This window comes from Microbulbifer elongatus (assembly GCF_020524885.1).
In the GTDB taxonomy this organism is placed as follows: Bacteria; Pseudomonadota; Gammaproteobacteria; order Pseudomonadales; family Cellvibrionaceae; genus Microbulbifer; species Microbulbifer elongatus_A.
Window position 1 is genome coordinate 236434 of sequence record NZ_JAIVKJ010000001.1, and the last position, 13419, is coordinate 249852.

The window sequence follows — 13419 nt, forward strand, 5'->3', positions numbered from 1 at the left end:
GTTCCTTTCCTGAGGTGCCACGCTACCAGGCACGGCGGCCGCTGTTTTTGGCTGCCGTATTATCTCTCCTTCCCCTGTCGTCTTGTCACTCGACTTCATCAGTAAACTCCGACAATTCTGTGAGCAGGCGCGACTTGTCCCGAAGAATTCGGTGAGCGGTGTCTATGTCGACGCTCTCGAAGTCAAGCCGTGAGCCCGGTGCCAGCTGCCCCAGTCGGTGCAGGTCTGCACTAATCACATGGGCAATGCGGGGATACCCGCCAATCGTCTGTCCTTCCACAAAACTGATAATGGGTTGACCATTGGGTGGCACCTGGACGGTTCCCGGACATAGCGCGGAGGATATCTGTTGAGGAATGTTCTCTACCGGCAATGACTCACCGGCTAGGCGGATGCCCATCCGGTTGCTTTGCGGAGATACGGTAAATCCTCCCCCGTAAAATTGTTCATGTGCTGTGGTGGAGAAGTAATGCTGTTCCAGCCCCGGCACCACCCGTAGCAAGGGCCTCGCGCGATAGTCCAGCCGGTATTGTGGCGGTAGCCTGCGCGGGGGCGCTGATCGACAGGAGCGCAGTGGTATCTGGTCACCGGCCTGCAGCGGCCGCCCCTGCATACCCCCGATACCGGCTACTACATGGGTAGAGCGGCTGCCCAGAGTAGCGGTTATGTCGATTTCCCCGGCCAGTGCGATATAGGCGCGAGCGCCAGACCTGAGTGCACCGAAACGCAGCGTGTCTCCCCGATACATTTGAATAACTTCATCGTTCGCAATCGCCCTGTCATTGTGAAATAGGGCGAAGTGGGCGCCAGTGATGGCGACGGAGAGGTCTTCGCCAAATTCGATTTCAGGACCGGTGAGTGTCACTTCGAGGCAGGGGTGTCCATCCGGGTTGCCCAGCAGTCGATTACCCAGGGCCATGGCGAAAGTATCCGCTGCGCCGCCGCTGGAGAGCCCCCAGTACAGATTGCCGGGGCGACCTGTGTCCTGGATCGTTGTCTGTAGCCCGGGTTTGAGAATGCGCAGGGTCACGGCTTTTTCGCCTCGCTACTTGCTTGTCTGAGCGAGATTTGCTCCGGCGCTGAGAATGGATCGATGCCGCTGAAGTCGTTTTTGCTGATCGCGAAAAATTGGACCTGGTCCAGGGGGTGAGCGATATATGCAGGCTCCTGTTGTGGTCGAAACAGCGCCAGGGGCGTGCGGCCGATCACCTGCCAGCCGCCAGGGGTGGCCTGTGGGTAGATGCCCGTTTGGCTGCCGCCAATGCCTACCGAGCCGGCGGGTACGCGCAATGCCGGGCGCGCTTTGCGAGGGCAATACAGTCCCTGGTCGAGACCGCCTAGATAGAGAAATCCTGGAGTAAAACCCAGCATATGCACCAGGTAGCTTGGCGCGGTGTGACGGGAGATGACCTCTTTCGGTGTGAGTCCGGTGTGCGCGCAAAGTGCTCGCATGTCCAGCGCGAAATCATCGTGATAGCACACCGGAATTCGGATCAGGTAGCGTTCCCGTTGCGAAGGCGTATTTTGCGCCAGAGCTTTTTCGGTGATTGCCGCAAGTACTCTCCGCAGCTTTGAAACTCCCGGCGTTCCGTCACTGGCACAGGTAAGCTGCAGAGGGTTGTAGCAGACCGTAAGGCATTGATAGGCGGGCACCAGCTCGGTGACGCCGGTTATCGTATTGGCATTTATCGACTCGGCGAGGGAGATAATCGTTTCACTCAGTGCCGCGGACGGTTCTGCAAAAAAACGGATGTCCACTGCGGCATCGCCATTTGGCTGAAGTTCAAAACCGGGTTCAGCTGGCGCACGCTCTATCGCCATATACGGATTCCCGCACGCAACAGTGACTGCTCCAGTTTCTCGGCAATGGATACCGCCTGCGGATTGTCGCCATGCAAGCAGATACTGTCGACCGAGAACTGCAGCGGTTTGTGTTCGACCGATGAAAATGGTTGGCCCGTGGCAAGTGCCAGTACCTGCTGCAGGCACTGCTCGAAATCCTCGATCACCGCGCCTGACATGGCGCGTGGAGAGAGCCGGTGATCATTGAGATAACGGCGATCCATGAAGCCTTCGCGCAGTACCGGGTGTCGGAATTTTTTTGCTGCGCGTTCCAGAGCTGCATTGGCGAGCGCCAGAATTGTCAGGTCGGGGAACTCTCGCGCAATCAGTTGCACCAGATCCTCAGCCAGTTCGTCACTGGCTTCGGCGTCGTTGTACAGGGCGCCGTGCAACTTGATATGGCTGAGTGTTACCTGTTCAGTGGCTGCCAGTTTTTGAAGTGCCTGTATCTGTTCGCGAACACTGAAGAGCAGGTGATCCCGCGGGAGGTCCATTGATACCCGGCCAAAATTTTTACGGTCCGGATAGCCCGGGTGGGCGCCTGCAGCAATTCCGGCTTCGCGCGCATTCCTCAGCGACAGCGTCATGGTGGTGGTGTCGCCCGCGTGGCCGCCACAGGCGATATTACAGCGGGAAATAAACTGCATCAGCCGGGCGTCGTGGGCGCAATCTGCTTCACTGCTGCCTTCTCCCAGGTCGCAATTGATATCGATAGTGGTCACCGCCCATTTCATATCGCTTTCCAGTCCCTTATCCATTTCTATTCCCAAATCGATTTCAACTCCCAAATCCATTTCAATTTTCCGCGCGAGGGCTTACAGCCAGCCGAATGCGGACGCCAGGCTGCGCCCGCCCAGCGCAATGGCAATCGCCAGTACCAGTACCCCCAACAGGTTTTGCCACCAGTTATTGCGGTAGTGCCCGAGCCTGGTGGAGTTCATTGCCCACAGCAAAAAAACGGTGACAATCGGAAGCAACAGGCCGTTGGCGATCTGTGCAAACCAGATTAGCCGGATGGGGCGAATCCCTTGTGTGGCCAAGAGTGCGCCGATCACGATGATGCTGAGCCAGATGGTGCGAAACTGAAGTGCCCTGAGATCTGCGGGTTTGCCAAGAACGCCACTCAGAGCATAGGCCGATGCCAGTGGTGCGGTAAGTGCAGAGGAAATACCGGCAGCGAACAACCCAATGCCCATACAGTAAACCGCGGCATTGCCAAATAGCGGCTGCAGGGCTTGCGCCATATCGCCGGCACTGCCGATACTCAGCTGGTGGCTGAAAAATGCTGCGGCACTGGTGGAAACGATGGCGATGGAAATCAATCCACCCACCGGAATGGAGAGAAATATATCCCGCCGTGCAGACGGCAGCTCTTCAGGTGACTGCCATTTTTTGCTGGCGCTGGAGCTGTGTAGAAATAGGTTGTAGGGCACAACTGTGGTACCTACGAGCGCGATTACCGTGAGTGCACTACCGGTAGGCAGGGTGGGCTTCAGTAGCCCGCCAAACAATGCGGACAAGTCCGGGCGGGTAATAATGAAGGTCAGAAGAAATGCGACGCTCATCAGTGCCACCAGTGCGATCAGGGCGCGCTCGATCAGACGGTAGCTTCCGCTCCACAGCAGCGCAGCGGCGATTGCCGCAACCACCATGGGCCAGAGTGAAGCGGTGCCTGCGGTGAGGTCGGTGCCGGTGAGTAGTTTCAGGCCGAGGCTGGCGCCCGCCAGGTTGCCGCCTTCGTAGGCCGCATTGCCCACCACAATAGCGCCGATCACCAGCGCCAGGGCCGGCCAGCGCAGCAGTGGTTGGTCCAGGGACTGGCGAATGTTTTCTCCCAGCCCAGCCCCGCTAACCACACCGAGCCGAGCGGCCATCTCCTGCAGGATGATACTCGCGAGAATCGCAAACAACAGTGCCCACAAAAGTGTGTAGCCATATTGCGCGCCAGCCAGGCTGGCGGTGATCACTGTGCCAGGACCGATAAATGCCGCGGCGACCATGGTCGCCGGGCCGATACTGAGGGAAGGTTTTATTGTTTTCATTAAGTTCCCGTAGATGGATTAGCGCATGTGTTCTGGCTATCGCTTCAGCATTGGTTTCAGGAAGCGCCCGGTGTGGGAGCCCTTGACCTTTGCCACCTGCTCCGGTGTGCCGCTGGCAATGATTTCGCCACCGCCGGAGCCGCCCTCTGGACCGAGATCCACAATCCAGTCCGCCGTCTTGATTACGTCCAGGTTGTGCTCGATCACCACAATGGTATTGCCGTGGTCGCGCAACCGATGCAGCACGTCGAGCAGCAACTGGATATCAGCAAAGTGCAGACCGGTGGTGGGTTCATCGAGAATGTACAGGGTCTGGCCAGTGTCGCGCTTGGATAGTTCCCGTGACAGCTTCACTCGCTGTGCTTCACCACCAGATAGGGTGGTGGCCGCCTGACCGAGCTTGATGTAGGACAGGCCCACATCCATCAGCGTCTGCAATTTCTTGGCGATGGAAGGCACCGGGTCGAAAAACTCCCGCGCGTCTTCCACGGTCATTTCCAGCACTTCGTGGATATTCTTGCCCTTGTAGTGTACTTCGAGGGTCTCGCGGTTGTAGCGCTTGCCCTTACAGGTGTCGCAGGGCACGTAGATGTCCGGCAGGAAGTGCATTTCCACCTTGATTACGCCATCCCCCTGACAGGCTTCGCAGCGGCCACCTTTCACGTTGAAACTGAAGCGGCCGGGTTTATAACCGCGGGAGCGCGCTTCCTGGGTGCCGGAAAACAGCTCGCGGATAGGTGTGAAAATCCCGGTGTAGGTGGCGGGGTTGGAGCGCGGCGTGCGCCCGATGGGGCTCTGGTCGATGTCTACGCACTTGTCGAAGTGCTCCAGTCCCTTGATCGCTTTGTGCGGCGATGCCTTTAAGGTGGTGGCCTTGTTGAGCGCCGTGGCTGCCAGCGGGTAGAGGGTGGTGTTGATCAGGGTGGATTTACCGGAGCCGGAAACACCGGTGACACAGGTGAACAGACCTACGGGTATTTCCAGGTCCACACTTTGCAGGTTGTTGCCGGTGGCACCCTCGATGCGCAGCATGTCGCCCGTCGCCGGGTTGCGTTTTTTCGGTACTTCAATCTTTCTGACGCCCGACAGATACTGGCCGGTAAGTGAGCGTTCGCTAGAGGCGATTTCCTCGTGGCTGCCAGCGGCGACCACCTCGCCGCCGTGCACGCCGGCACCGGGGCCTATATCCACAATAAAGTCCGCCGCGCGAATCGCGTCTTCATCGTGTTCCACCACGATCACGGTGTTGCCGATATCGCGCAGGTGGGTGAGGGTATTCAGCAGGCGCTCGTTGTCCCGCTGGTGCAGGCCGATGGAGGGTTCATCGAGAATGTACATCACACCCACGAGACCGGCGCCGATCTGGCTGGCCAGGCGGATGCGCTGGGCCTCCCCGCCGGACAGGGTCTCGGCACTGCGGTTCAGGGTCAGGTAATTCAGGCCCACGTCTACCAGGAAGCGGAAGCGGTCGCGCAGCTCCTTGAGGATCTTGTCTGCGATCTCTTTCTGTGCGCCCTGGAACTTGAGCTGGTGGGCGAAGTACTCAAAGGCATCACCCACCGGCAGTTCGGTGATCTGTGCCAGGGTCTGGTTATCCACAAACACATTGCGCGCTTCCCGGCGCAGGCGGGTGCCGCTGCAGTCTGGGCACTTCTGAGTGCTCAGGTACTTGGACAGCTCCTCGCGCACACTTTGGGACTCGGTATCCCGGTAGCGCCGCTGGAAATTGGGAATAATGCCCTCGAAAGTGTGGCGGCGGATGGTGACGTCACCGCGGTCATTCACATAGCTGAAGTCCACCTGGGTATCGCCACTGCCGTGCAGGATGACGTCCCGGTCTCTTTTGCGCAGCTTCTTCCATGGCTTGTCCAGATCGAAGTCGTAGTGCTCCGACAGGGAGTCCAGCATGTGGTAGTAGTAGATATTGCGGCGGTCCCATCCACGGATTGCGCCTTCGGAGATACTGCTCTCCGGATCCAGGATGACCTTGTCTTCGTCGAAGAACTGTTTGACTCCCAGGCCGTCACAGGCTGGGCAGGCGCCGGCGGGGTTGTTGAATGAGAACAGGCGCGGTTCCAGCTCGTCCAGTGAGTAGTCGCACACCGGGCAGGCGTGGCGAGCGGAGAACAGGCGATCCTCCTGATTGCCGTCCATGAAGCTGATGGAGGCGATGCCATCGGTGAGATTGAGCGCGGTCTCAAAGGATTCCGCCAAACGTAGCTGCAGGTCGTCGCGTACCTTGAAGCGGTCCACCACCACTTCGATGGTATGTTTCTTGCGTTTGTCGAGCTTGGGCGTGTCGTCCAGATCGCATACGGTACCGTCGATGCGCGCGCGCACGAAACCGTCGCGACGCAATTGCTCGAACACGTGCAAATGCTCACCCTTGCGGTCGCGCACTATTGGCGCCAGCAGCATGATTTTGCTGCCCTCGGGCAGTGCCAGTACCTGGTCCACCATCTGGCTGATGGTCTGGGCCTGCAGCGGCTCGTGGTGGTCCGGGCAGCGGGGCTCGCCCACGCGCGCGAACAGCAACCGCAGGTAGTCGTAGATCTCGGTGATGGTGCCCACAGTCGAGCGCGGGTTATGGGAAGTGGATTTCTGCTCGATGGAGATGGCTGGCGACAGGCCCTCCACGGTGTCTACATCCGGTTTCTCCATCATCGACAGGAACTGGCGGGCGTAGGTGGAGAGCGACTCCACGTAGCGACGCTGGCCCTCGGCATAGAGGGTGTCGAAGGCGAGTGAGGACTTACCAGACCCGGAAAGGCCTGTAATCACAATCAGCTTGTCGCGGGGAATATCCAGGTCGATATTCTTCAGGTTATGGGTGCGCGCACCTCTGACGTAAATCGTATCCACTGGGCGTCCTGTTGTGTTGCTGGCCGGGCCCTGCGTTGAACCGGGCGGGGAAAAACGGTCAAGTATAATCTGGCGCGCCAGTGTGCGAAAATGCTGGTGCCTCCATCCGAGGGAGTAACCCGAATGAATAACGCAGTGTGGATACGGAAATCATGATCCCTGTCATTCTATGTGGTGGTACCGGCTCACGCCTGTGGCCGCTGTCCCGCGAAGCTTACCCGAAACAGTTTCTGCCCCTGACCGGCAGTCAGACCATGTTGCAGGCAACCGCCCTGCGACTGGACGGTCTGGCAGATGTGCAGGCGCCAATTCTTGTCTGTAACGAGAGCCACCGCTTTGCCGCGGCGGAACAGCTGCAGGAAGTGGACCGTGCTGCACAGTCGATCCTGCTGGAGCCTTGTGCTCGCAACACCGCGCCGGCGATTGCCCTGGCGGCCCTTGCCGCTATTGAGCACGGAGAGGATCCGCTACTGCTGGTGTTGCCTGCAGACCATGTGGTCGCGGATACCGAAGGCTTCCGCAAGGCGGTAAACGCGGCCACGAGCCTGGCGGAAAACGGCCACCTGGTGACTTTCGGCATAGTGCCAACCAGCCCGGAAACCGGCTACGGCTACATCCGCAGCGGGGATGCCGTGGCTGATGGCTGGAAGGTGGCGGAGTTTGTAGAAAAGCCGGATCTGGCGACCGCGGAGAAATACCTGGCCAGTGGCGAGTACAACTGGAACAGCGGCATGTTCCTGTTCCGCGCCTCGCGCTACCTGGAAGAGCTGGCCGAGCATCACCCGGATATGCTGGCCGCCTGCCGCGCCGCATTTTCCGGCGCCGCGCGGGACCTCGATTTCACCCGTATCGACGCCGATGCCTTCAGCCGCTGCCCGTCAGATTCTGTGGATTATGCGGTGATGGAGAAGACCGAATCTGCAGCCGTCGTGCCCATGCAGGCAGGATGGAGCGATGTGGGCTCCTGGTCTGCATTGTGGGAGCTGGCCGAGCGCGACGACAACGACAACCTGCTGCGCGGCGACGTGCTGGCTGAAGACGCCTCAGGCTGTCTGGTGCACGGCGGTGATCGCCTAGTAGGCATTCTCGGGGTGCAGGACCTTGTGATCGTGGACACCGACGATGCGTTGATGGTCGCTGACAAGAGCCGGGTGCAGGAGGTGAAAACCCTGGTGCAGCGGCTCAAGGCCAGCGAGCGCAGTGAAGCGGAGAATCACCGCAAGGTGTTCCGCCCCTGGGGCTACTATGACTCGATTGACGCGGGCCCGCGTTTCCAGGTGAAGCGCATCGTGGTCAAACCCGGTTGTCAGCTGTCCCTGCAGATGCATCACCACCGTGCCGAGCACTGGATAGTGGTGCGGGGCACCGCCAAGGTGACCCGCGGCGACGATCAGATTCTGCTGACGGAGAATGAATCCACGTTCATCCCTCTCGGTGTCGTCCACCGTCTGGAAAATCCGGGGACCATCCCTCTTGAACTGATCGAGGTCCAGTCCGGTAGCTACCTGGGTGAAGATGACATAGTGCGTATCGAAGACCAGTACGGCCGTAATTGAAGCCTTTTCCACCATAGATTTGCTCTATCTTGCTGTTAGGTGACGGGGGATCAACCTCCGTTGCCTACGCTGTTACAATGCGGGCCTTTTTGCTGTGTCCGGGATGTTGAATGAACCCCACTGAACGCCGCGCGCTCGCCGGCCTTGCCTCTCTCTACGTCTTCCGCATGCTGGGCCTATTTATGGTGCTGCCGGTGCTGTCACTGTACGGCGCCGAATACAGCGGCAGCACACCGGCATTGCTGGGACTGGCGCTGGGCGCCTATGGCCTGAGCCAGGCCATTCTGCAGATTCCCATGGGCGTGTTGAGTGATCGCTGGGGGCGCAAGCCGGTTATCTTCGTGGGGCTGGCGGTGTTTGCCCTGGGCAGCGTGGTGGCTGCCACCACCGACTCCGTGTATGGGCTGATTGCGGGGCGCATTTTGCAGGGGGCCGGGGCCATTGCCGCGGCGACCATGGCACTGGCGGCGGACCTGACCCGCGACGAGAATCGCGGCAAGGCGATGGCGGTGATCGGTGCTTCAATCGGTGTCGCGTTTGTGCTGGCGGTAGTGCTGGGGCCACTGGTCGCCAGTGTTGGCGGCCTGTCGGCCATTTTCTGGCTCACCGCGTTACTGGCGCTGGTTGGGGTGCTGCTGGTCTGGCGGTTGGTGCCCACACCCGAGGAGTCTGCGCGTCGTGCACCCCAGCAAGGTGATTTTTCCCGCCTGCTCGCGCAGGGCGACGTGTGGCGCCTGGTGTGCGGTGTGTTTTTCCTGCATCTGTTGTTGACCATAATGTTTGTGCCGTTGCCACTACTGTTGGTCGACCAGCTGCACCTGGCCAGCCAAGATCACTGGAAACTCTATGGCCCGCTGATGCTTGGCGCTTTCATTTTCATGGTGCCGCTTATGCGCATGGCGGAAAAACGCCACAAGGTACCTGCGGCCATGCGTCTGGCGCTACTGGGGCTGGTTTTCGGCGGTGTCGCGTTGAAGTCTGAGGTACAGGGGGGCTGGATTCTGGTCTGCCTGGGCCTGTTCTTCCTCGCTTTCAACCTACTGGAAGCCCTGTTGCCGGCACAGCTGACCCGTATTGCGCCGCCGGAATGTCGCGGCGCGGCCAGCGGCCTCTACGCGACCATGCAGTTTCTCGGTGCCTTTGTCGGTGGCACCCTTGGCGGTGTGGTTTACGGCCAGGGCGGGGCCGGAGCGGTGGCCACATGGATGTTGGGGGTGCTGGTAATCTGGTCTCTGACCTGGTGGCAGATGCGCGCTGCGCGGATGCCGCTGACCAGTAGCTGAACTGGAGCAGTTTTACCGCATCCCCCGCGCCGGGTGGCGGTGACGCCATGTGGCGAGTGATGTATGCTGCTGGATATAAATACACTGTAGGCGGCGGTGGATTGGCTCGTTGGCCCGTCCACCGCCGCCTTTCCCAATTTTGAACATTTGAAGACTGAACGGGCCTCCCCTCCCTATACCCGGGTGAGGCCCCCGGAGAGGAGAGGCTTATGGCCAGGGGCGTAAACAAAGTAATCCTGATTGGCAACCTGGGCGGTGACCCGGAAACCCGCTACTTGCCCAGTGGCGGTGCCGTAACCAACATTACCCTGGCGACTTCCGAAACCTGGAAAGACAAGCAGACCGGCCAGCAGCAGGAGCGTACCGAGTGGCACCGCGTGGTGTTCTTCAACCGCCTGGCGGAAATTGCTGGTGAGTACCTGCGCAAGGGCAGCAAGGTCTACCTGGAAGGCTCCCTGCGCACCCGCAAGTGGCAGGACAAACAGTCTGGCCAGGACCGCTACACCACCGAGATCGTTGCCAGCGAAATGCAGATGCTGGACGGCCGCGGTGAGGGCGGTTTCCAGCAGCAGGGACAGGGTGGCGGCTACGGCCAGCAACAGGGCGGCGGTTTTGCCCAGCAGGGTCAGCAGGGCGGCTACCAGGATGAGTTCTCCCAGGGTCGCTCCGCACCGTCTCCGATGGCGCCTTCTCAACAGGGAGGCCAGCAAGGTGGTCAGCCCCAGAACAAGCCCGCGGGCAATCAGCCCCCGGCCGGTGGTTTCGACAACAGCTTCGACGACGATATTCCGTTCTAGGTAGCAGTATGTGTCACACCGGATACCAGCCTGATACCGTGGCGCTGATCGGCGCCGGGAACGCGATCGACAGCGCCCTGCAAAAGGGGTTGCAGAAGGTCGGGTTCCGCGTGCAGCTGCTCGGCCGTGAGCAGCTGGCGGTGGAGCAGTTTCCGGCCCGTTCCGGCACCATCGTGATTAATGCCGCCAGCTGTGGCGGTGGCGCCCGCATGGGCGAGGCAAAAGCCGTGTGCGAGGCGCTGAAGGGGCTGCCTTACACGGCCTTGCTACATCTTTCCTCCTACGGCGTTTTCGGTCGCGCACGGCGTAAAAAAATTGATGAAGAGGAATCACCGTCTCCCACCTCGGAGCGGGGACGGGACTGGCTTGCCTGTGAGGAAATCCTATCCACTGCCGACAATGTCAGTATTCTGCGCCTCGGGTGGCAGGTGGATCGCAGTGAAGATGCACTGCTTGGGCGCATCCTGCGCAGTCTGCTGAATGGCAACCCGGTCACCCTGGATGAGACCAGCAAGGGTAACCCGGTTACCGTCGCGGATCTGGTGCGGGTAACGGTCGCTGTCGCTCAGCAGCTGGCCAGTGGTGCGCCCAGATCCGGCCTCTATCATTACGGCTCCGCGGATACCTGCACTGCAATGGATTTCGGCCGCGAAGTGGTCGATCGGGTGCGCTCGCTGTATGGCGAGGATTTTGCCGCCGTGCTGGTGGCACCGGCGACTGTGCCGGAAGATCGCTCCTTCGTATTGAGCTGTGAGAGGCTGCGGGATGTATTCGGCATCCAGCAGCGCAGCTGGCGACAGGGTCTTACCCGGCAGGTGGAGCTCTGGCTGGAGCGATTGCAGAAGCCGGAGTCCTGAGTTTGGGCCCCGGGCCTGAGTTCTGGCACCAGAGCGGGCAGTCAAATAAAAAAAGGGCGAATCGACAAGCGATTCGCCCTTTTTTGTGCCCGGCTCGGGGTCTGGATCCGGTGGATCAGACCTTGTCGAAAATCAGGCTGGCGTTGGTGCCGCCAAAACCGAAGCTGTTGGAGAGCGCGCGGCGCACCTCGGTTTCCCGCAGCTCCGTCACGAGGTCCAGGCCTTCGGCCGCTTCATCCACGGTCTCCACGTTAGCGGAGGCGGCGATAAAGCTGTTCTGCATCATCAGCAGGCTGTAGATCGCCTCCTGTACGCCGGCAGCGCCCAGGGAGTGGCCGGTGAGTGATTTGGTCGAGGCAAAGGCCGGTACATTGTTGCCGAACACCTCTTTCATGGCGCGCAGCTCGGCCACATCGCCCACGGGGGTGGAGGTGCCATGGGTGTTGATGTAATCCACACCGCCTTCGAGGCCATTGCCGTCCATGCCCGCCAGTGCCTGCTGCATACAGCGTGCGGCGCCTTCGCCGCTGGGGGCGACCATGTCGTAGCCGTCAGAAGTGGCTCCGTAACCTACCAGCTCAGCAATGATGTTCGCACCGCGGGCCTTGGCGTGCTCCATTTCCTCGAGAACCACACAGCCGCCGCCACCGGCGATGACGAAGCCGTCGCGGTTGGCATCATAGGGGCGGGAAGCCGTGGTCGGGGCATCGTTGTACTTGGAGGACAGCGCGCCCATGGCGTCGAACAAGTGGGTCAGGCTCCAGGCGAGTTCCTCGCCGCCACCGGCGAACACCACATCCTGCTTGCCCATCTGGATCAGCTCCGCACCGTTGCCGATGCAGTGCGCGGAGGTTGCGCAGGCTGAGGAGATGGAATAATTCACGCCCTTGATCTTGAAGGGAGTGGCCAGACACGCAGACACGGTGCTGCCCATGACCTGAGGTACCCGGTAGGCGCCAACACGACGCACACCCTTGGTTTTGAGGATGTTGGCGGACTCGATGATGGCGGCAGTGGAGGTGCCGCCTGAGCCCATCACCAAACCGGTGCGAGGGTTGGATACCTCGGACTCTTCCAGGCCAGACATCTTGATGGCTTCAGCCATGGAAATGTACGCGTAGGCCGCAGAATCGCCCATGAATCGCAGGTGCTTGCGGTCGATATGTTCCTTGAAGTCGATGTCGACCACGCCGGCGATCTGGCTGCGCAGACCCAGCTCGGCGTACTCGTCCATGTAGCGGATGCCGCTGCGGCCGGCTTTGAGGGAGGCCAGCACTTCTTCGGTATTGTTGCCAATGCAGGAAGTGATGCCCATTCCGGTAATAGCTACCCGGCGCATAGTGATCTCCAGTAAAACTTGTAGAGTGAATTGTTATTGTTTTATGTGACAGACACTTGTCTGACAGGCTCTTTGCTCAAGAGTGCCGCTGTCAGAAGTTGTCGGTACGGGTAAACAGGCCAACACGCAGGTCTTTGGCGGTGTAAATCTCGCGGCCATCGACGGACACAGAACCGTTGCCAATACCCATCACCAGCTTGCGCTCTACAAGGCGGCTCATCTGGATGTGGTAGGTGACCTTCTTGTTGGTCGGCAGGATCTGGCCGGTGAACTTCACCTCACCGCAGCCCAGGGCGCGGCCGCGGCCCGGGTTACCTTTCCAGGCAAGGAAGTAGCCCAGCAGCTGCCACATGGCGTCGAGGCCGAGGCAGCCGGGCATTACCGGGTCGCCGGGGAAGTGGCAATCAAAGAACCACAGGTCCGGTGTGATATCCAGTTCGGCGATCAGCTCCCCTTTGCCGAATTCCCCGCCGTCTTTGGCGATGTGGGTGATGCGATCCAGCATCAGCATGTTGGGAGCGGGCAGCTGGGCATTGCCCGGACCGAACATTTTACCCTGGCTGCATTCCAGGAGTTCTTCACGGGTGTAGCTGCTTTTTTGAACGAAATTACTCATTGGGTCCCCGATTCTGGGCATTTCTTACACGAGCCGGCATTCTAAGGGCTAAGGATGGCTTGTCCAGTCGGTCATAACCCTTTTTGTGACCGGAACTGTCCCAATTGGCCCTTGACCGCGGTGCAGGGCTTGATATCTCTGGCCTCCGCCCCAGGTTGGGCCCGGCGCAAAGCTGGACTGATTCTTGCCACAGTTTTGTGATAACTTGCCGCAATTCGGCGCAGG

The 13419-nt window shown here is 60.1% G+C and carries 11 protein-coding genes; 4 read left to right on the top strand and 7 right to left on the bottom strand.

Features of this window, described 5'->3' with window-relative positions; translation table 11 throughout:
- Positions 1 to 85: 85 nt before the first annotated feature.
- Genes LC059_RS00955 through uvrA form a run of 5 tightly spaced genes read right to left on the bottom strand, consistent with a single transcriptional unit; the run spans position 86 to position 6746 of the window.
- Entirely contained in the window at positions 86 to 1030 is a 945-nt protein-coding gene (locus LC059_RS00955) for a biotin-dependent carboxyltransferase family protein (protein WP_226701964.1), read from the bottom strand.
- The gene (gene pxpB, locus LC059_RS00960; RefSeq protein WP_226701965.1) at positions 1027 to 1821 is read right to left on the bottom strand and encodes a 5-oxoprolinase subunit PxpB; all 795 of its coding nucleotides are present in this window, start codon (positions 1819 to 1821) and stop codon (positions 1027 to 1029) included. The genes LC059_RS00955 and pxpB overlap by 4 nt, the downstream gene beginning before the upstream one ends.
- A complete protein-coding gene (gene pxpA / locus LC059_RS00965) occupies positions 1812 to 2600 on the bottom strand; it encodes a 5-oxoprolinase subunit PxpA (protein ID WP_226701966.1) in 789 nt (262 codons plus the stop codon). Before pxpA ends, pxpB begins: the two co-directional genes overlap by 10 nt.
- Before the next feature lie 57 nt (positions 2601 to 2657).
- A complete protein-coding gene (locus LC059_RS00970) occupies positions 2658 to 3884 on the bottom strand; it encodes an Nramp family divalent metal transporter (protein ID WP_226701967.1) in 1227 nt (408 codons plus the stop codon).
- Between the two features lie 36 nt (positions 3885 to 3920).
- Entirely contained in the window at positions 3921 to 6746 is a 2826-nt protein-coding gene (gene uvrA, locus LC059_RS00975; RefSeq protein ID WP_226701968.1) for an excinuclease ABC subunit UvrA, read from the bottom strand.
- Between the two features lie 152 nt (positions 6747 to 6898).
- Here uvrA and LC059_RS00980 point away from each other — a divergent pair, with 152 nt between their 5' ends.
- The 4 genes from LC059_RS00980 to LC059_RS00995 all read left to right on the top strand — a co-directional run bounded on the left by LC059_RS00980 (position 6899) and on the right by LC059_RS00995 (position 11239).
- Entirely contained in the window at positions 6899 to 8302 is a 1404-nt protein-coding gene (locus LC059_RS00980; RefSeq protein WP_226701969.1) for a mannose-1-phosphate guanylyltransferase/mannose-6-phosphate isomerase, read from the top strand.
- Between the two features lie 110 nt (positions 8303 to 8412).
- Positions 8413 to 9585: an MFS transporter gene (locus LC059_RS00985; protein ID WP_226701970.1), complete on the top strand. Its 1173-nt coding sequence runs from the start codon at positions 8413 to 8415 to the stop codon at positions 9583 to 9585.
- 209 nt (positions 9586 to 9794) lie between these two features.
- Positions 9795 to 10382 (top strand): single-stranded DNA-binding protein, encoded by a 588-nt coding sequence (gene ssb, locus LC059_RS00990; protein ID WP_226701971.1) that lies wholly within the window; start codon positions 9795 to 9797, stop codon positions 10380 to 10382.
- Between the two features lie 8 nt (positions 10383 to 10390).
- Positions 10391 to 11239: a sugar nucleotide-binding protein gene (locus tag LC059_RS00995; protein ID WP_226701972.1), complete on the top strand. Its 849-nt coding sequence runs from the start codon at positions 10391 to 10393 to the stop codon at positions 11237 to 11239.
- 115 nt (positions 11240 to 11354) lie between these two features.
- Here LC059_RS00995 and fabB read toward each other — a convergent pair whose 3' ends face one another.
- Entirely contained in the window at positions 11355 to 12578 is a 1224-nt protein-coding gene (fabB, locus tag LC059_RS01000) for a beta-ketoacyl-ACP synthase I (protein ID WP_226701973.1), read from the bottom strand.
- 91 nt (positions 12579 to 12669) lie between these two features.
- Complete coding sequence (fabA, locus tag LC059_RS01005; protein ID WP_043320837.1) at positions 12670 to 13194, bottom strand: 3-hydroxyacyl-[acyl-carrier-protein] dehydratase FabA; 525 nt, start codon at positions 13192 to 13194, stop codon at positions 12670 to 12672.
- Between the last annotated feature and the right edge of the window lie 225 nt (positions 13195 to 13419).

Coding starts and splice junctions, on each gene's coding strand:
- LC059_RS00980 (WP_226701969.1), top strand. CDS start 6,899: ATGATCCCTGTCATTCTATGTGGTGGTACCGGCTCACGCCTGTGGCCG.
- pxpA (WP_226701966.1), bottom strand. CDS start 2,600: ATGGATAAGGGACTGGAAAGCGATATGAAATGGGCGGTGACCACTATC.
- fabA (WP_043320837.1), bottom strand. CDS start 13,194: ATGAGTAATTTCGTTCAAAAAAGCAGCTACACCCGTGAAGAACTCCTG.
- LC059_RS00985 (WP_226701970.1), top strand. CDS start 8,413: ATGAACCCCACTGAACGCCGCGCGCTCGCCGGCCTTGCCTCTCTCTAC.
- pxpB (WP_226701965.1), bottom strand. CDS start 1,821: ATGGCGATAGAGCGTGCGCCAGCTGAACCCGGTTTTGAACTTCAGCCA.
- LC059_RS00995 (WP_226701972.1), top strand. CDS start 10,391: ATGTGTCACACCGGATACCAGCCTGATACCGTGGCGCTGATCGGCGCC.
- LC059_RS00970 (WP_226701967.1), bottom strand. CDS start 3,884: ATGAAAACAATAAAACCTTCCCTCAGTATCGGCCCGGCGACCATGGTC.
- ssb (WP_226701971.1), top strand. CDS start 9,795: ATGGCCAGGGGCGTAAACAAAGTAATCCTGATTGGCAACCTGGGCGGT.
- fabB (WP_226701973.1), bottom strand. CDS start 12,578: ATGCGCCGGGTAGCTATTACCGGAATGGGCATCACTTCCTGCATTGGC.